Annotated in this window: 12 protein-coding genes; 5 read left to right on the forward strand and 7 right to left on the reverse strand. The window is 37.6% G+C overall.

What is annotated here, in order from left to right:
• The first annotated feature begins 649 nt into the window (after positions 1 to 649).
• Entirely contained in the window at positions 650 to 1,258 is a 609-nt protein-coding gene (locus tag J7E52_RS07995) for a beta-class carbonic anhydrase (protein ID WP_214744781.1), read from the forward strand.
• Position 1,259: 1 nt separating this feature from the next.
• A complete protein-coding gene (locus tag J7E52_RS08000) occupies positions 1,260 to 3,017 on the forward strand; it encodes a SulP family inorganic anion transporter (protein ID WP_214745072.1) in 1,758 nt (585 codons plus the stop codon).
• Positions 3,018 to 3,242: 225 nt separating this feature from the next.
• Here J7E52_RS08000 and J7E52_RS08005 read toward each other — a convergent pair whose 3' ends face one another.
• The 7 genes from J7E52_RS08005 to blaOXA form a co-directional block, all read right to left on the reverse strand.
• Complete coding sequence (locus J7E52_RS08005; protein WP_214745074.1) at positions 3,243 to 4,787, reverse strand: glycoside hydrolase family 32 protein; 1,545 nt, start codon at positions 4,785 to 4,787, stop codon at positions 3,243 to 3,245.
• 103 nt (positions 4,788 to 4,890) lie between these two features.
• Complete coding sequence (locus tag J7E52_RS08010; RefSeq protein WP_214744783.1) at positions 4,891 to 6,357, reverse strand: glycoside hydrolase family 68 protein; 1,467 nt, start codon at positions 6,355 to 6,357, stop codon at positions 4,891 to 4,893.
• Positions 6,358 to 6,590: 233 nt separating this feature from the next.
• Positions 6,591 to 7,871: an ABC transporter substrate-binding protein gene (locus J7E52_RS08015; protein ID WP_214744785.1), complete on the reverse strand. Its 1,281-nt coding sequence runs from the start codon at positions 7,869 to 7,871 to the stop codon at positions 6,591 to 6,593.
• Between the two features lie 38 nt (positions 7,872 to 7,909).
• Positions 7,910 to 9,082 (reverse strand): response regulator transcription factor, encoded by a 1,173-nt coding sequence (locus tag J7E52_RS08020; RefSeq protein WP_214744787.1) that lies wholly within the window; start codon positions 9,080 to 9,082, stop codon positions 7,910 to 7,912.
• A gap of 61 nt (positions 9,083 to 9,143) precedes the next feature.
• Positions 9,144 to 10,904 carry a cache domain-containing sensor histidine kinase gene (locus tag J7E52_RS08025; RefSeq protein WP_214744789.1) on the reverse strand — a complete coding sequence of 587 codons (1,761 nt, stop codon included), beginning with the start codon at positions 10,902 to 10,904 and terminating at the stop codon, positions 9,144 to 9,146.
• A gap of 642 nt (positions 10,905 to 11,546) precedes the next feature.
• Positions 11,547 to 12,182, reverse strand: coding sequence for a DUF1796 family putative cysteine peptidase (locus J7E52_RS08030; RefSeq protein WP_214744792.1), 636 nt, complete (start codon positions 12,180 to 12,182; stop codon positions 11,547 to 11,549).
• Between the two features lie 188 nt (positions 12,183 to 12,370).
• Positions 12,371 to 13,162, reverse strand: coding sequence for a class D beta-lactamase (gene blaOXA, locus J7E52_RS08035; protein WP_214744794.1), 792 nt, complete (start codon positions 13,160 to 13,162; stop codon positions 12,371 to 12,373).
• A 199-nt stretch (positions 13,163 to 13,361) separates the two neighbouring features.
• Here blaOXA and J7E52_RS08040 point away from each other — a divergent pair, with 199 nt between their 5' ends.
• The 3 genes from J7E52_RS08040 to J7E52_RS08050 all read left to right on the forward strand — a co-directional run bounded on the left by J7E52_RS08040 (position 13,362) and on the right by J7E52_RS08050 (position 15,044).
• Entirely contained in the window at positions 13,362 to 14,006 is a 645-nt protein-coding gene (locus J7E52_RS08040) for an alpha/beta hydrolase (RefSeq protein WP_214744796.1), read from the forward strand.
• Positions 14,007 to 14,086: 80 nt separating this feature from the next.
• On the forward strand, positions 14,087 to 14,470 hold the full coding sequence (locus J7E52_RS08045) for an iron chaperone (protein WP_214744798.1): 384 nt from the start codon (positions 14,087 to 14,089) through the stop codon (positions 14,468 to 14,470).
• An 82-nt stretch (positions 14,471 to 14,552) separates the two neighbouring features.
• Positions 14,553 to 15,044 (forward strand): PTS sugar transporter subunit IIA, encoded by a 492-nt coding sequence (locus tag J7E52_RS08050; protein WP_214744800.1) that lies wholly within the window; start codon positions 14,553 to 14,555, stop codon positions 15,042 to 15,044.
• Positions 15,045 to 15,149 lie beyond the last annotated feature (105 nt).

Consider the following 15,149-nt stretch of genomic DNA (forward strand, 5'->3'; position numbering starts at 1 on the left):
GGTTACCTGGCACCAATTGATCTAAAGTAATCATTTCAAGTTGATCTCGCTGAATAGAATCATGTTTAGAAAGCATCCTCATCACCTCAAGTTTTAATACTTCCATTTTAAAACAAAAAAGACTGTAGGCAAAAGAGGTTCTATCTAAATTTTATAACAGAGTTGATTGGAGCGAAAGGTGCGAGACTCCTGCGGGAAAAGCGCGTCTAGGGAGACCCCGCAGGCACAAGCCGAGGAGGCTCCCGGACCGCCCGCGGAAAGCGAGTGCCTGGAGTGGAAATCAACGTTCAAATTGTAAAAGCCATAAAAAGACTGTAGACAAACTCGATTTTCATCGAGTTTGTCTACAGTCTGAAGGGTGATACCAATTAGATGTCTAATGGGTATCACCCTTTTTTGAGTAAAAAAAATGCAAAAAAATAGAGAAGAAATTGTAATAATTCTCACCAATTTCTAATCCATCTATCATTTACCTCTAATTTAATAACTTTAACATGGAATTAGCTTAAAAGAAGGTTTCATCCATGTAAAATGAAGCCAAATAAGATCATTGGATGAAAGGCATATGGATCATTGTACATACCCTCTTTTAGAACATTACCTTCTATAACAATTTAACAAAGAATTGCAACGGAAAGGAGAATAATGAATGTCAATTATTTCGAGTATTTTGGATCATAACAAGACGTTTGTCGATCAAAACAAATATACAGAGTTTCAAACGACAAAGTATCCAGATAAAAAGATCGTCATTATAACGTGTATGGATACCCGCCTATTGGAATTGCTTCCAAAGGCGATGGGTTTAAAAAATGGAGATGCGAAAATCATTAAAAACGCTGGAGCTATTGTTTCGCATCCTTTTGGCAGCATTATGCGCAGTATCCTTGTCGCTATTTATGAGCTAAAGGTGGAGGAAGTGTGTGTGATCGGACATCACGGATGCGGTATGGTGGGACTTCAATCTTCTTCGCTTCTTGATGCCGCAAAGCAGAAGAAAGTCAGTCAGGAGCAAATTGATGTCCTTACAAACTCCGGTATTGATTTATCAAAATGGCTTTCAGGTTTTCAATGCGTTGAGGAGAGTGTAACGAATAGTGTCGGTTTGATCAAAAACCATCCATTATTACCGGATTCCGTTGCCGTTCACGGTATGGTCATCCATCCCGAAACGGGTAAATTGGAGCGAATCATAGATGGATATAGCAACGTTGTCAGCAAGGACGAAATACATATTCAACAAAAAAAGGGGCGATAAAATGATGGGATCTAGCAGGCTTGAAGGATACAACTTTAGCAGTTTTCAGAAAGACCTGGTTGCCGGGGTGGTAGTTGGGATTGTAGCGATTCCTTTAGCGATGGCTTTTGCCATTGCTTCTGGAGTAAGACCGGAATACGGATTGTACACATCAATTATTGCAGGAATCATGGTCTCCCTTTTTGGAGGATCCAAATATCAAATTGCAGGCCCAACTGGAGCCTTTGTCCCTGTATTGTTCGGGGTGGTCATGCAGTACGGATATGAAAAACTGTTAATCGCCGGTTTCATGGCAGGTATCATGATTTTTCTTATGGGTGTCTTCAAACTGGGAAGATTCATCAAGTTTATTCCCCGTCCAGTTACCATCGGCTTTACTGCTGGAATTGCTGTGATTATCTTCTCAGGGCAGATTGCCAATTTCTTTGGACTCAGTAACTTAAAAAAAGAAGAAGCCTTTCTTTTAAATATGAAAGAAATCTTATTGAATTTCAATACAGTGAATATCTATAGTGTACTGGTAGGTATCATAAGTTTAACTCTCGTCATATTAACTCCAAAATATTTACCGAAAATTCCTGGAGCCTTGCTGGGATTGATTGTATCAACTCTAGTCGCCAGCTTATTCTTTCCAGGTCAGGTAGCGACAATTGGATCGGCCTATGGCGCCATTCCTAATGCATTGCCCCATTTTCAGTTTCCCCATATCACTGGCGGCCTAGTGATTGAACTCCTTCCGGCTGCTTTGGTCATTGCCATGCTTGGAGGAATTGAATCACTATTATCAGCTGTAGTGGCAGACGGAATGACCAACAGTAAACATAACAGCAATAAAGAGCTGATGGGGCAAGGACTGACCAATATGATTACGCCTTTATTTGGAGGCATTCCGGCTACAGGTGCCATCGCCCGTACCGCAACGAATATTAAAAACGGTGCAGTTTCCCCTATATCAGGTGTGATTCATGGGCTTGTGGTATTGCTGGTGTTAGTCAGCTTGGCTCCTTATGCTTCAGCCATTCCATTGGCCAGTATGGCCCCCATTCTCATGTTTGTCGCATGGAACATGAGCGAACGCAAAGAATTTTCGCATATCTTAAAAGCAAAAACCATGGACTCGATCGTATTGATCGTAACCTTCGTGTTAACCGTATTGATTGACCTGACAACAGGTGTCGGGATTGGCTTACTATTAGCCATTCTATCGTTCGTTAAACTGATGAGCGGTACATTGAAATTATCAAAGGTATTACCAGATCCAGCCGATAAACTAGTTAAACCAGAAATGGTGCAACAAGGATCAAGCTGTCCGCAGATTAACATTTATACGATAGAAGGACCTTTATTCTTTGGTTCGATCGAAAGGCTGCAAGAAGAAATCGAAGAAATAATGCGTTCTAAACCAAAAGTCCTTCTATTAAGAATGAGCAATGTGCCATTTATTGATACATCTGGGGAAGCACTTCTCACCGACATCGTGAAGCAATTCAAGATCCACAAACTACAAGTGTTGATTTCCGGTATTCAACCCGAACCTAAAGATATGCTGAAAAAAACCGGATTTATTGAACTGGTAGGTGAGGAACAATTCTTTTCCAGCACGGGTGATGCCATTAATGAAGCTTTATCCAAACTGGATGAGAACCGTTGTAAAGGGTGTAAACAGTTTTCATTCGCTGAATGTGCCGCACTCTCTCAGCAAGTGCCAAAGCCTGCGTTATTAAAACAAAAAAGAAAACGGGAGATAGGATTAACATGACTCCGTATAGAAGAGAAAGGCATCCGCTTTTGGCAGATGCCTTTTTTTGACGTACCACTTGTAGGGAGCCTCTTGCCATAACGAAAAGCCGGATTTCAATACTTGTTGAATCCGGCTTTTCGTTATTTTCTCCTATTTAAAGAGTTATTGGGAAGACATCGTGCTGTACATGGCTCCTGCCATGTACAATTCACCAGTTTTTGTGGTCACCATTCATAATGAGGTTCAATTAATCGAACCGAGGTGTTTGATCTTAATATTATTAAAGACCGCTTTGCCTCCCTCTGAGAAGAGGGATATTCCTTTATCATCAAATTCAGGGAATATTAAATTTGAATGTGCAACCTTTCCATCATCCACAAACACCTCAATACTTGTTTTATCAATGAGGATCTTTAAGTGAACGTGCTTCTTGGTAGCATCATATGGAGCAATGCTTTTAATATATTGATTACTTTCGTCAGGGTGTTCGGTAAAAGTTCGATTGACATAAGAGTAGTTTTCTTCTGCAAAAATTCCTACGTCAACGTGGCGTGTTCGATCTGCTGATTCTCGAAGCCTTAAGCCTACATTGTTTATATCTGACCAATTGATATCCGCCTCCAATTGATATACATCACCTTTTACATCAAGTGTTTCGGAACCGTTCACTTCAATTTGTTCATAGGAATCCGTTGAACTGGTCAATTCTTTCAATGCTTCGATAGGTTGTGAAGATAAATAATATAGGTTGTTGCCCGCATGTTTTAGCCCGATTTGGCGAACGATGGAATCCATTCCATTGAAACCCTCCTGTAGGGTCGGAGTATTATCGGCATAGGCCCAATTATTCATCCAAGCGAGAGCATACCGTTTGTTATATTTATCGCTTTCCACTCCATCTTCAAATGTTACTCCACCATACCAATCGAAGCCATAATCCAGCCATTGCGGTTCATTGTGATCTGGGAAGAATTCCGTTCCATCAAAGCTACCAGTCCAATAGGCATATGTGTTTGGTTTACCAATCGATTGCCCATTAGCACTGACACCAAGGACCCATTTTAAAGTCCCGTCATCCGCCCGTAACAAATAAAGGTCCGGGCACTCTACAATACCAATGTTTTTCGTGACAAAACTGCTCATATACTGCCAATCTTTTAGGTTGTGAGACTTATAAAAACCTATTTTTGTTCCCTCAGCCATGACCATTATCCATTTATGATCACTGTCATCCCAGATGATTTTTGGATCTCTAAAATCTTTCGTTCCTGGATTTGAGATGATAGGATCATCACTGTAGGAGGTAAATGTTTTACCGTTGTCCGTACTATACCATAGAAATTGTTCCTGTTTACCGCCATCCTTGGAGGGCTGCGTAACAATTGCCACAAGAGCATCTTTTCCAAAGCCTGCCGTATTTTCCTTGTCCACAACGACTGATCCCGACCATGGATCTCCATTATCATTGGTATATTTCGGAATGGCTATCCCTTGATCACTCCAATGCACCAAGTCCTCTGATGTTGAATGACGCCATTCTGTTCCATTTCCATCCGGATAATCCCCATTATAGAGGTAAAAGTAATGGTACTCACCATCAATGAAAATCGGCCTCTGAGGATCGTTTTTCCATTTGTCAGGTACAGTGAAATGGTAGTTAGCTCGATACGATTCCTCTTCATGCTTAACTGGTAAAGTTGATTTGACTAAAAAGACTAATAATCCGGCTATGAACAATCCAAGTATTAATAGTGCCAACGACTTAAAACCTTTCTTATTAAAAACTATTTTGTCCAAGTAAATCACCACCCTAATCAAAAAAAGAAAATGCCAATTTTATAGACATTTTCTTTTTTTGATTTATTTTGTATAAATTCGGATGAACATTAAATTATTGGTTATTCGTTAGTTGACCCTGTTCCTGAATACTATCTTCTATCACAGCTGTATTTGGCCCTTTAATGTTAAGTGAAAAACTTGGGGCAAAGGTAGATTTATGGTCTTTAAAATAACCTCTATTTGTCATGTAACTTGTGATAACTACATTATCGCTTTCCGGTTGTGGGATAGCATAGTGAGCGTATGTCCAAGTAATATCATAAGGATTAAGATCTTGATGTAAGACAATTCCGGTTTTATTTAACGGTTTGTATGGGCCAGTTAAAGAATTTGCCACGTATCCTAACATGTAAATATCTTTATCATCAATTCCATCAATGGTCATTTTTGATCCTCTTGTACTTGTGAATAAATACCATTTTCCGTCCTTTTTAAATATGTTAGGACGTTCAATTTCATCTGTTACTGTATTCGAAACAATCAAGGGTTTCATTTCGTTTTTTAATGTATAATCATCGTTTATTTCAATGATGCCAATTGCACCATTTGCTAATTCAGCTAAACCTTTTTTTGAGCTTTGCAGAAGTTTATCCTTTTCAGCTTGGAAGAACTTATTGCTGTTGCCATAGTAAGCCCTGTTGTAAAGGGATTCTTCTCCTTGGTAACCATATTCAGTCCCAGTATTCGCTTCAAAAACAAGGTATTTACGACCCCTATCTTCAATATAGTGAGGATCTCTCAATGTATGATTATCACTAAAATTTTCATCACCGAAAGCTTTATCATGTGATTGATAAAACTTGCTGTCTCCGCCTTCATAGATGGATTTGTAATCTTCTACGCCATCCACTTGCAATGTACCAGCACCTGACTCAGATAAGTTTACTTGAGCCGTTGTTAATGTTTGTTTACCGTATTGCTTAGAATCTGGTGAAAACTGTCCGCGATTTGTATAGAATAAGCGAACTTCCCCATCAGACGTGAAGGTTGCAGAACCGGACCACTCTTCTGCTTGATTTTTTAAATAAGGATCATTTGGAACATTTTTATCATTATCATCAAATACTCTGCCAGCATTTTTCCAAGCATCAATGGATGTTTCTCCAACTTTTTTGTAGAACAAGTAAATGAACGTGTCACTACCATTTTGAGGGTCTCCAGCCAATCCGAATACGATATGATAGCCCTTATATTCTGCCACTGTACCATCAGCGTTTTGTAATGGCCAGGTATCCCATACATCCATATCAATTAAATTTCCTGATTTGTCATACTTTTTTGCTGAGGGAATGTTTTTTATTGTTGATTCGTCAAACTTGGGAACTGTAAACTTTGCATCGCCTTGTTGATTAATCATTTTTTGCATGTCGTAACGAGTGATTTGTGAAGTGCCATACTTTTCATTGTGATCTAATGGGTCTTTTGGTGCCGCGAAAGTTTCAGAGCGACTGCCTCCTAATAAGATAACTGTACTAAGTGTTATTACTGTTGCTTGTTTGGCAAGCCTGTTAAGGTTCATATGCCTTCCTCCTAGAATGTTTATTAGTATATAAAAATAAAGTCTAGTGGAACGATTACTTTTTGGGAGTAACAGTCCCGCCTGTTTGAAGTACTAATAAAATTATAGGTTAGTCTTAATTCTATGGATATGTCATATATTGATTAGAATTTAGTCTTATATTGATATCGTAGTTTTCGACGTACAAAAAAATGCCCCAACAAAGGAGGCAAGAAGTGTACAGAAATCCTATTTTATTCGCTAGAAGCCCTTTCCCATGACCTCTGAAACTCGTGCAGTAATTGACCACGATTAAGCTTGTTTCCTACATATAGTTGCATGGCAGCCCCAAATTCTTCTCTTATTCCGACAGGGAAATCATACCAGTTTGAGTATAACGTTTTTCCTTCTTTATAATACTGAATCGTTTCATCAGCAAGAGGTCCTAAATTGTCAGCTTCAATGTTAGTGAAAGCAGGAATGAATTTAAAGCGTTCTGTCAAAAACATTTTGCCTTGTTCGGAAGAAACCATCCAATTTAAAAATCTCTTCGCTTCTTTCTTCTTTTCTGGTGTGATTTGTTTGTTTACAACCCAATAATTCGGTACGCCGACCATCAAGGCTTCCTTCTTAGGTTGATCATTTATTGGTATTGGCATAAATCCGATGTTCATATTCGGTGATTGTTGATCGATCATCGGCTGTATCCAGTTTCCTTGTTGAATAATCGCTGCATTTTCTGAAGTGAATAGATTCACTTCCATGTTGTAATCTGTTGTTAGCGGGTTATCGTTTCCATACTTTAATGTTACATCCAACAAATTGATTAGATCATTGAATTTTTGATTATTATATATTTTTTCAGTTCCATCATTTAGGCCTTTTATAAAAGCCGGTGGATCTTCTTGCTCTGTAAAACCGACATTCATTAAGTGGTCACCCAATTTCCACTCTTCATAATATCCAGTTGCAAAAGGAGTAACTCCTGCTTTTTGCAATTTTTCAGCCACTGCTATTAATTCAGTCAGCGTTTTGGGTAATTCATCGATTCCTTCCTTATTAAATATATCCTTATTATAGATGAATCCGTACCCTTCCATATTAACCGGCATCCCATGAATTTTCCCATCGAATTTCATAGGGGTTAACGCATCTTCATATGCATGTTCAACCCAGGGTTGGTCAGAAAGATCCTCTAAATATTCACTCCACTGTTTGGCATTTTCGTATCCGCTGTTTGTGAAAATATCAGGACCATTGCCAGTGGCCATTTTTGCTTTCAAATCAGCAAGGTTATCCATAGCCCCGCCAACCGTGTGAACCTTTATATCTACATTTGGGTTTTCTTTTTCATAAGCAATCACCATTTGTTCGAACTGCGTAGAAATTTCAACTTTCGGATTCCTTACATTCAAAGTGATTTTTCTCTCTGAAATTTCCGGTTTTTTTGTTCCGCTCTCGGTCTTTGTTTGACATGCACAAAGTGATAGGCTCAATATTCCGATTAAAAATATATTTAGTATCTCTTTTTTCATCATGTCACCCCTGCAATTTTCTAATTAAGGTGAATTATTTACTTCTGATCTGCATTCTTTTCACCGTTTCGGTACTCGAATGGTGTCATGCCAACCACTTTTTTGAATAGTTTTGAAAAGTATTTCTCATCCTGATAGCCGAGCATTAAAGAGATGGAGTAAATACTTTTTTCGGTTTCTCTTAACCAGCGTTTTGCTTGGTCAGTTCTTAGTTTAGTGACGTATTTGGATAGGAGCATTCCGGTTTTTTGTTTGAACTTTCTTGAGATATGTTCGCGACTTAAGAAGAATACATTCGATAGTTTTTCTAAACTCAATTCTTCCATGTAATATTTTTCAACATACGAAACTATGTCCTCTATGCGACGTGCAACATCCAAGTCATCCAAACGGTGGATGGATCTGAAGTTTTGATTTTTCATTGCTTTTTGTAATGACTTAAAGGAATTGTGGATATCCCCTAATGATTCCAAGGGCTCGCCACAAACAAGGCGAACAGGAATATCAAATTGATGACTGATCCATTCTTCAACGGATAACCAATGGTCTGGTATGGTGATCACTAGACAAAGATTATGATCATTCTGAAGCGCAAATACATTTCCGATTTTCCGCTCAACAAGTTCGTCAGCGAGTAACTGAATGTAGGGGGCAGGATGGTGCATGTGATAAAAGGAAATTAATGTAAGGGTGTATCCGTCTGCTTTTGGAAGATATGACTCAATATCGTTTTTGTCGTAGTGTTCCCCCATACAAGCGGCAGTAACTAATTGATTACTCCGAAACCTTTTAACATCTTCATATACAGCGGTATCCTCATTAGCACGAACTTCCTCTTCATTCGCCCATGATTTAACGGCTTCTTCCAGTGTTTTGTTAAATGCATCAGCTTCAATCGGTTTCAACAAATAATCGAAGCTGCTAAACTGAATTGCTTTACGCATAAATGAATAGTCGTCAAAACCCGAAATTAAAATCACTTTACCAGGATAAGAAATGGAATCTAGCCACTCGATTAGTTCCATACCGCTCATTCCAGGCATTTTTACGTCTGTAAAGATGATTTCCGGACTTTCCTTCTCTATCATTCTTTTTGCATCATCGCCATTACTTGCTTCTAATAGTTGGGTGATACCGTATTTTTCCCACTGCCCCAAATGGCGTATTACGTCACGTACATTGAACTCATCATCGACAATTAAAGCTTTCACAGATTTCATCTCCTTATATGAATGAGTTAAAGTATCCGTTTTTGAATAGCTACGAAGCAATCTATTCATTAACAAGCGGAAATTCTAGTGGAATCACTATTTTAATGGAAAATCCTTGTCCTTGATACGTATCCACTTCCAGGCCTGCTTTTGATCCATAATTTAGAACTAAACGATCATAAATATTTTTCAGACCGATATGATTATGTGAATATGTGCTTTCATGTGGGGACGCGTATATATTTTCTCTTAATATTCGAAGCTCCGCCTGAGTCAAACTAGGACCCGTATTTTCAACGATAAGGTGTAAAAATTCTCCTTGTATTTCTCCATAAATAGTTAAATGAGCATGATAGAAACCTTCTTCATAACTGTGTTTAAAAAAGTTTTCAACGAGGGGCTGAAGAATCATACTTGGAATCGTCATATCAAGAATCGTCTCGCTTAATTTAATAGAATAGTTCACATTGTTTCCAAAACGCTCCATTTGAAGGTTTAGGTATGCTTCTATATAATTCATTTCATCTCGAACCAACACCCATTGGTTTGCCTTAATGGAGTAGCGCATCATTTTAGATAGTGACGTCAATAAATGGTAAACTCTTGGAGAATTAGATCTTAGGGCAACTGCACCAATAGATTGTAACGAATTAAATAAGAAATGCGGATTAACCTGAGATTTTAATGCTCTGAATTGGTTTTTCCTATTTTCTATTTCGAGTTTATATTCTCTTTCAATGTGTAGATTGATTCGGTTCATCATATCCTTCATATGTTTTTCCAGCTCACCAATTTCGTCTTTTCTTCCATCATCAAAGGGGACATCCATATTTCCACCTTTGATTGTTCTCACTTTCTTGCTAAGAAGTTTAATGGGACGAGTAATTCTGTATGAAATAATACCAATCATTAATAGCCCTAACAAGCCGACTATTAGTCCTACAATTATATTTGTATAGGCAGTCTTCCGGACATCATCGAATAATACATGATTAGGGGTTATCTTAACTAATTTCCAATGATTTAGTGTTCCTGATAATGTTTTGGTTAAGATAATATCTTCACTCGTAATCTGCTTTTTAAAATCAGGAGTAACGGATTTTCCTATAAGGGACCGATCATTTGCATACATGACAATGTTATGCGAATCCATAAGTATTACAGATTCTTCATCCTTTTGAACAAGGCTGTTACATATACGTGCATAGGCATCTAAATCTATATCAACGGTAATTATTCCGAGATATTCATTTGAAGGCACATCGACTATTTTATGGTGAAAAGTCATCACCATTGTGTCGTCCGACTGGGGAATGATCGCTGTGTCATTGTAATTTTGAATTTGATGTGGCGGCTCAATCATGTAATTAGAGTCAGAGTTATAAAATTGTTTTATCGGATCCTCATTTAATAAATCGGGTTGAGGTTTCCGGGCACTGACCGTCGCATTATAAACTGTAAACGATTCTTTATCCTTATCAATATAAAAACGTACTTGACGGATTTCGTTTCGCATCAGATAAAAGGTTTCTATACTTTTTTCCATCGCAATCGGGTTAAAGTATATCGAGTCTTCAAAACCATTTTTAAAAATCCGGAATAAATCGGGATTTCGATATAATAGATAGGGAAGATTAATCATGTCATCAAAGTATTGCTCCAGTTCTTCAGCGTTTTTCTGAAGTTGTTCTTGGCTATTTTCAAGCTCATGTCTCTCCACACTATTTTTTGTATAGCTGTAAATCAGAAACACTGATAGAAAATACGGTAAGATGATAAAAAGAAATAACATTAACAATAAGCGACTTTGAATGGTTTTCACAGAAGGTGCCCCTTTCACTAAAGGCCCATTTTTTATTTATGCAGAGTTTATATAAACGTTACAAACAAATAATCCTTAGCTCCATTTTATTATGATGCAGTTTTTCTGCTTTATTTAGTCTTAAGAGTTTATGAAGGGATTGCTCTAGATTGAAACACTTAAACTACAGTGACGGCGACCCACATAAATTATTAAAAAGATTTTGTCAGTCTTGAATTACTATTTTAAAACTATATCAAATAAACACGTATCGTCAACAAGGCATAAACACATGATGCACATTGAGAATATGGAGCAAAAACGAGAAATTCATAATTTATCATTTTTCAAAGTTAGAAGAAAGGAAGAGTATAAATGATTACGATTATAGGAGCTGGTTACTGTTTGTTCCGCTACACTGTTATGTATTGAAAATGCTCGGCAGTTGTTCATTCATATGTTGGAAGAATAGTATTTGTATGTATGCTTCAAATGAAAAGGATATGGGCTTATCCTTTGAAATCTGAATCGGAGAGTTGCTTTTGCAGCTCTTTTTTAGTTGAAGTGCGAACGCAAAAGAAAATGATAGATGCGAACTCGATGAAAAACCTAAGGCATTGTCCAAATTAAAATCATAATGGCATTAGCATGAATGAAATTAATTTAATTGAATTGAATGCCACTATAAACATGATCCCAAATGGCCTCATCCCAAATCTGGTTAGGAACTTCTAAAACACAAACATTTTCTAGATTCCATTCTAATTCTGAAATACTTGTTGCATCATCCGAGGGTATTAATATTAATGCAATAAATTCTTTTTCTTTTAACATGTCCTGCATTGCTTGTTGAAACAAATAGGCTTGTTCATATTTTGTTGACCATCTTACAAATAGGATTGAATCACTATCGTTGATCGTTTCATTGAATCTTGTTATTCTTTTATCTAAATTTTCTTTGAAATCGGGATATGTTTCAAACCATTCTTTATCAGGCAGGATGAGGAAATCGTGAACTGAAATAACTTTATAATGGTTATCTCTGACCAAATAGGTATTTACAGCATTTATATCTACGTCATCGTCAAAATAAGTACCGGAACCATCTACTAAAGTCATATATTCCTTGAACTGATTTCTATATAGCCTAGCCACTTCTGCAAATGACTCAGAATAGACCCAGTCAAGAGGCAAAGAAAATATTCTTAAACCAAGTCTTCCTAGGTTCAAAGTGGGAGTGCAAGCACTGCCACAAGGAATGATTACATCATAAGATTTCTTGATTTCGGTTAATTTCACTATTAATCCCCCTTTCTATATAATCAATACTATATTAGGATGATTTTCTTTTTATTGATTGGACAAACTAAAAAAAGGCTTCAGAGCAGGCAATGCAACTTGATTATTTGTAGGTATTAAAATGGTTTTAGATATCTTTTTAGACAAAGCAAAACGCATGCCCAAGAATTAAGAGCATGCGTGAACTTTTATTCTTCTGTGATATCCAACTCTTTCAGGGCATCAAGCGTAATCGTTTTGGCTTTGCCTCCGCTGCCGTCGATGTTCGTTGCGAAGGCCCATTTTCCTTTGTCAGTTTCGATGTAACCCACATACCAACCCAATCCCATATCGGAAAGGCGTGTACCGGTCTTTCCATGGAGGACATATGAGTCTGCTTCTTCATTGATCATGATTCTCTTTACGGTCCTCATATGCTGCTTATCGATAGGCAGTTTTTCCTCTACAAGGTTTTCGATGAATTTGACTTGTTCCCGGGCAGAAATCTTTATGCTGCTGTCGAGCCAGAACTGATCGATCCCACCGGAGATATCACGATTGCCATAATCGAGCAGGTTCACATATTGCTGCATATTTTCCGCCCCGATATCGCGGGCCATTGCCTGATAATACCAAATCACAGAATGCCTCATGGCTGAAGCCAGCGTATGATCTCTGTTCCAATCCTCAAATTCCCTGAATACGCCATCCCAGCGCTTCACTTCATATTCATCGCTCACCGCTTTTGTCTGTAAGCCAATTAATGCATTCGCAATTTTAAATGTCGATTCTGGAGTGTAGCGTACCTTACTTCTCTGTTTGTTATAGATAAAAACTTTATCATTTTTTAAGTTTTGGAGAACCATCGTACCTTCCGCACCATCGAAAGACTCCCCAATATCCAGTTCTTTCACCTTTTGATCGTTTGCACTAGCATGAATCGTGCTCATGGAACCAGTGACTAGCAGGACAAGAATGAAACATAACGTTTTAATTTTCATTACACACTCTCCTTTAAGGCATGGATTGATCGATCATCAGAAGTAATTTCCAAAAATAGGTTGATAGCTAAAGTATACCTATTCAGACTAAAAAACGAAACCTTATTCTTGGATTCTGTCTGGATATATCAATCAAGGAGGAATGAAGCGGGTAGGTAATGAATATATAGAGCAAACGATAGAATGGGAGGAATCTATCATGAAGGTTAACCAAAGAAAAATAAATAGTAATGAAAAAGAAATTACATACACACATATTGAAAACGGAAGTCCAGCCGTTTGTTTTATGTTTTCAGGTGCGGGGTACACGTATGAGAAGCCGTTATTCTATTATTCGACGATGGTCATGCTTCAAAACCAGTATGATGTCGTGCATATTCATTACGCTTACGACCAGGATATTTTCAAGCATCCATTGGTAGATATCACAAAAGTGATCGTTAATGATATGAATCCCGTCATTACGGAAGTACTTCAAAATCATGAATATCAAAGAACAGTGTTTCTAGGCAAATCACTTGGTACCATACCCATCATCAACGGAATCATGAAAAGTGAGCGGTTTATGAATGCCAAAATGATTTTGCTTACGCCACTTTTGAAGTTTGATTCGATTTTTGAAGGGTTATTGAGCAGCAATCATTCAGCACATATAGTTATAGGAGAAAAAGATCACCATTATATTCCAGGTAAGATTGAAATGATTGAAAATAAAACGAACATAAGCGTGGATAAGATTCCACATGCAAATCATTCTTTGGATATTGAACCTTTGAATACTTCAAGGTCGATTTCCATGCTAGAAGGTGTCATCAATAGAATGGAAGAATTCTTAAAAAAATGACTCCTTACATGAGCTCGGGTTGGTGGAGGGGGAAAATGTTATAATAATGGTATTGTAGTTTGGTTATGAAGGGAGAAATCATGGAGGGAACCAATACATTTCATTCAATTGACGAATACAATATACAATTTCCCGAAGAGGTACAGGAGATACTCAAAACGTTAAGAAAAGTCATAAAGGATGCAGCATCGGATGCAGAAGAGAAGATAAGCTATCAAATGCCCACTTTTGTTTTATATGGAAATCTGGTACATTTCGCTGCCTATAAAAAACATATAGGATTCTATCCAACTCCAAGCGCGATCTCTGCCTTTAAATCTGCTTTAACGGAATATAAATGTTCAAAAGGGGCCGTTCAGTTTCCACTAAACAAACCAATTCCTTATGAATTAATAACCGAGATGGTTATATTTAGAGTGGAAGAGAACAAAAAGAAAGCAGAAGGGACATTGAAAAAGAAATAATAACAGAAATGATTATCAGAATTCTGCGAAAATTTAACATTTGATTGTGAGATTCAAGACGATAGAGAAGGGTGGAAATAGTATGTTCAAAAAATTATTCAGTAAAAAAGAAAGTGTGGAACAGCTGCTTGCTCCAATAAATGGACAAGTAATAAATATTGAAGATGTTCCAGATCCGGTGTTTTCCGGTAAGATGATGGGGGACGGGATAGCGATTCTTCCTGAGGAGGGGCTCGTTGTTTCTCCTATTGATGCAGAAGTGATCCAGGTTTTTCATACTAAACATGCACTAGGCCTCCGTACAAAGCATGGCATTGAATTGTTAATTCATATTGGATTAGAAACAGTGAACCTGAAAGGCGAGGGATTCGAAGTCCATGTCACAGAAGGGCAAAGGGTAAAAGCAGGGGACAAGCTTGTTACATTTGATATTGAATTTCTAAAATCCAAAGCTCCAAGCATCGTAACTCCGATTGTTGTCACGAATGGCGACCTGGTTGAAAAAATGGAAAAAACAAATAGTACCCAAGCAAATATTAACGAAACACAGATTATGAGTGTTTATTTGAAGTAGGGGCTTAATCGTCAAGTGCCTTCTATATTAGAAACTTCTAAACAAGAAAAACACGTAAAAACAGTCCTTGCAGGTAATGCTGGCAAGGTTGTTTTTACTTTTTTT

Origin of the sequence: Bacillus sp. ISL-34, from assembly GCF_018613325.1 — a bacterium.
Classification (GTDB): Bacteria; Bacillota; Bacilli; order Bacillales; family DSM-1321; genus Peribacillus.

What these genes read in the sequence shown, in the direction of transcription:
- J7E52_RS08010 (WP_214744783.1), bottom strand. Translation starts at nt 6,357, where the DNA reads ATGAACCTTAACAGGCTTGCCAAACAAGCAACAGTAATAACACTTAGT.
- J7E52_RS08050 (WP_214744800.1), top strand. Translation starts at nt 14,553, where the DNA reads ATGTTCAAAAAATTATTCAGTAAAAAAGAAAGTGTGGAACAGCTGCTT.
- J7E52_RS08015 (WP_214744785.1), bottom strand. Translation starts at nt 7,871, where the DNA reads ATGAAAAAAGAGATACTAAATATATTTTTAATCGGAATATTGAGCCTA.
- blaOXA (WP_214744794.1), bottom strand. Translation starts at nt 13,162, where the DNA reads ATGAAAATTAAAACGTTATGTTTCATTCTTGTCCTGCTAGTCACTGGT.
- J7E52_RS08045 (WP_214744798.1), top strand. Translation starts at nt 14,087, where the DNA reads ATGGAGGGAACCAATACATTTCATTCAATTGACGAATACAATATACAA.
- J7E52_RS07995 (WP_214744781.1), top strand. Translation starts at nt 650, where the DNA reads ATGTCAATTATTTCGAGTATTTTGGATCATAACAAGACGTTTGTCGAT.
- J7E52_RS08040 (WP_214744796.1), top strand. Translation starts at nt 13,362, where the DNA reads ATGAAGGTTAACCAAAGAAAAATAAATAGTAATGAAAAAGAAATTACA.
- J7E52_RS08000 (WP_214745072.1), top strand. Translation starts at nt 1,260, where the DNA reads ATGATGGGATCTAGCAGGCTTGAAGGATACAACTTTAGCAGTTTTCAG.